Source organism: Micromonospora sp. NPDC049529 (assembly GCF_055586685.1).
The window spans coordinates 55,078-58,592 of the sequence record NZ_JBVJHT010000029.1; the positions used below are offsets into that span (position 1 = coordinate 55,078).

Below are 3,515 nucleotides of genomic sequence, written 5' to 3' on the forward strand. Positions count from 1 at the left end.
AGCGGGTTTCGGCTTACGGGGCAGGGGTACCGCCCGGAGCGGACCCCCCCCCTGGAGACACGACGACCCCCGCCCGGTTCGGGGGCGGGGGGACCCCCCCCCCCCCCCCCCGGAACCACGCAAACCGGACCGACGAAGGAGGACCGCATGGTGCGGCGACCGTCCGGGCATGCGGATCGTCCGGGTACGGGCGGGCGCTGGGTGAACACCTGGGCGGCGATGCCGCAGTTGACGGAACCCGACAACCTGCCGCCGCCACCGTTCGTCCGGGACGACCGGGTGTTCGCCGACGCCACCCTGCGGCAGACCGTGCGCCTGTCGGTGGGCGCCCGAGCGCTGCGACTGCGGTTCTCCAACGCCTTCGGCGGCGCCCCACTGCCGATCACGGCCGTCACGCTCGCGCTGCCGGTCGACGGGCGGGCGGGCGTCAGCGGCATCCGGGCCGGTACCACCCGTACGGTGACCTTCTCCGGGCGGCCGTCCGTCCTCGTACCGGTCGGGGCGCAGGCCGTCTCCGACCCGCTGGACTTCGAGGTGGCGCCTCGGTCGAACCTCACCGTCACCGTCTACCTGGCCGAGGGCCAGGCGTCCGGGAACATCACCTCGCATCCCGGCTCCCGGACCACCTCGTACCTGCTCGCCGGCAACCACGTCGCGGCGGCCGACCTGCCGTCGGCGACACCCGTCGAGCACTGGTACCTGCTCAGCGGGGTCGAGACCTGGTCCGGCGGCGACACCGCCGCGGTGGTCGTCCTGGGCGACTCGCTGACCGACGGCCGGGGTTCCACCACGAACAGGAACGACCGCTGGCCGGACCGGTTGCTCGACCGGCTCCAGTCCGACCCGGCGACGTCGGAGGTCGCCGTCCTCAACCAGGCGGCCGGCGGGAACCGGGTGCTCGACGACGGGCTCGGCCCCGGCGCCCTGGCCCGACTCGACCGGGACGTGCTGGCCCAGAGCGGGGTCGAGTGGCTGGTCGTGTTCGAGGGCGTCAACGACATCGGCACCGCCGAGCCCACCGAGGCCGCGCAGAAACGGGTGGCCGAAGAGCTGATCTTCGCGTACGAGCAGATCGTCGCCCGGTCACAAACGCACGGCATCCGGGTGTACGGCGCGACGCTGTCACCGTTCGGCGGACACGACGGCTACGACGACCCGGCCGGGTACCGCCGGGCGGCCCGCCGACGGGTCAACTACTGGATCCGTACCGCCGAGCGGTTCGACGCGGTGCTCGACTTCGACCGGGCGACCCGTGATCCGGACCGCCCCGGGCACCTGCTGCCGGCCCTCGACACCGGGGACCACCTGCACCTGAACCCGGCCGGGTACCGGGCGTTGGCGGACGCCGTACCGGCCCGGTTGTTCCGGCGGGAGCCGCTCCCGCCCGGTTTCGGCTTCGCCTAGGGTCCTCGGCCGTCCGGGCAACCGGACAGTGGGCGGGCGCTCGGGTTCGGCGTACCCCGGGCGCCCGCCCACCCCGTACCGGTCGCTGTTACCAGGTGGACGGTGCCGGCGGCACGACGACCGGCGGGCGGTCGTCGCAGGTGATGGTGTTCGGCAGTTCCCAGGCGGCGAGCCAGGGTCCGGTGGTGCCGCCCCCGTCGTTGCCGCCGAGGTCGGTCAGGGAGAACTCCGAGCCGGTCGGCGGGAAGTTGAACGAGCCGCAGTTGTTGACGCCGACCGCACCGACGTTGCGGGCGTCGACGTTCTCGAACGAGGCGGACCCGGAGACGCGGGCGCTGACCACGGAGGTGCCCGTACCGTCGACCCTGATGTCCTTGAAGTGGATTTTGGTGACGGAGTAGAGGTCCTTCACCGACCACTCGCTGACCAGCATGATCGCGTTGTAGGTGCTGTCGAGGTAGTGGTCCCCGGTCACCCGGATGTCCGCGTCGATGTTCCTCTCCAACGCGTAGACCCAGATGGCACCCAGACCGATGTTCCAGTTCAGCTCGTACGTGCCGGCGCGGACCACGGTGTTGTTCGTGACCCACAGGTGCCCGGTGAACGGCTGGGCGCCGAAGCGGGAACCGATCTGGATGCCGCTGCCCTCCCGGATCGGGTCGGCGATCAGGTTGTTCGACACGGTGTTGTCCCGACCGCCGTAGATCGCGATGCCGTTGGCGAGCGTCGGGGTCTGCACGGTGTTGTGGTCGAACGTGTTGTTGGCGTTCGCGGTCGTCTCCGACCACATGGCCAGTCCGTCGTCACCGGTGTTGCGGACGAAGTTGTTCGACACGTGCGAGTTCGTGACGCCGATGTGGAAGTTGAGCGCGTCGGCGATCTGGTCGACGATGACGTTGTTGGTGACCCGTACGTTGGTCATCGGGCCGTCGAACCAGAGGCCGACCTTGGTGTGGCGGATGTGCAGGCCGTCGATGGTCGAGTTGCTCATCGCGCCGCCGATGGCGTTCACCTGGTCGGTGTCGATGCGCTCGCGTACGTCGCCCTCGATGGCGAAGTCGGACAGGTGGACGTTGTCGCTCCCGCCGTCGGCGGCGTCCCTGCCGTAGAAGCCGACCCCGGTGTGGACCGAGCCGTCGGGGGCCGGCGGGTCGAGGGCCACCTCCCGACCCTTGATGATCGTGTACCAGTTGCCGGCGCCCTCGATCGTCACGTCGTCGACGATGATGTGCCGGTTCACCTGGTACGTGCCCGGCGGAACGTACACCTTGAGGCGGGTGAGCTTCGCGAACGCGATCGCCCGGTCGAACGCGGCGGCGGAGTCGTGCCGGCCGCTCGGGTCCGCGCCGAAGGCCAGCACGTTCGCCGCGATCAGCCGCACCTGCGGCGGGGCGACGAGTTGCGAGTCGAGCAGGTCGATGACGGTCCAGGCGGCGTTGCTGCCGGCGGGGACGGTGAGTCGTACCCGGTCACCCGCACGGTACGTCTGCCCGAGCAGCAGGCGCTGCTCGTCGTAGAAGTGCATCGGGCGGAACGGCTTGGTGATCGTCGGGGTCGGGGTGGTGGCCGCCGGTACGCAGCCGCACTCGGTGATCCACCAGTCGGGGTGGAGCAGGTCGGCGTTGGGGTCGTTGGTGAACGGGTACTGGTTGTAGAGCCAGGCGAACTCCGAGCTGAGGGTCATGGTCTTCTTCGACCCGCCGTTCACCGTGACGTTGAGCGGTGCGGTGATCCCGCCACCGTTCGGCGCGTCCGGGATGCTGTAGCGGACCGTGATCGCGTTCGCCGCCCGGGGGAGGGTGAACTCGACGTACTGTCCGGGGGTCAGCTTGACCGCCTTGCGACCGGACGCCTCCGACGGCAGCGTGTACGCGGCCCGGTCCGGGCCGATGACCGCGCCGTTGGTCCGGGCGTTCTCCGCCTCCTGTTCAAGGAAGTCGACGTTCGCACCCCGCCCGGCGACGAGCGACGGGTCGAGACCCGCGCGCGTGACCACCGGTGCCGGGGATGTCTGTGTTCTCGTGTCGGGGGGGGGGGGGGGGGGGGGGGGGGGGGACACCCCCCCCAAGAGACAGAACAAAAAGCACCACCCCACCCCCCAACAACAACGG

At 70.6% G+C, this 3,515-nt stretch carries 2 protein-coding genes; one reads left to right on the forward strand and one right to left on the reverse strand.

Going from position 1 to position 3,515, the window contains the following annotated elements; genetic code table 11:
* Positions 1–147 precede the first annotated feature (147 nt).
* Positions 148–1,404, forward strand: coding sequence for an SGNH/GDSL hydrolase family protein (locus ACZ6QQ_RS34230; protein WP_465881976.1), 1,257 nt, complete (start codon positions 148–150; stop codon positions 1,402–1,404).
* An 88-nt stretch (positions 1,405–1,492) separates the two neighbouring features.
* On the opposite strand, the gene ACZ6QQ_RS34235 is transcribed toward ACZ6QQ_RS34230, so the two are convergent.
* The gene (locus ACZ6QQ_RS34235; protein WP_465881977.1) at positions 1,493–3,400 is read right to left on the reverse strand and encodes a glycosyl hydrolase family 28-related protein; all 1,908 of its coding nucleotides are present in this window, start codon (positions 3,398–3,400) and stop codon (positions 1,493–1,495) included.
* Positions 3,401–3,515: the final 115 nt, after the last annotated feature.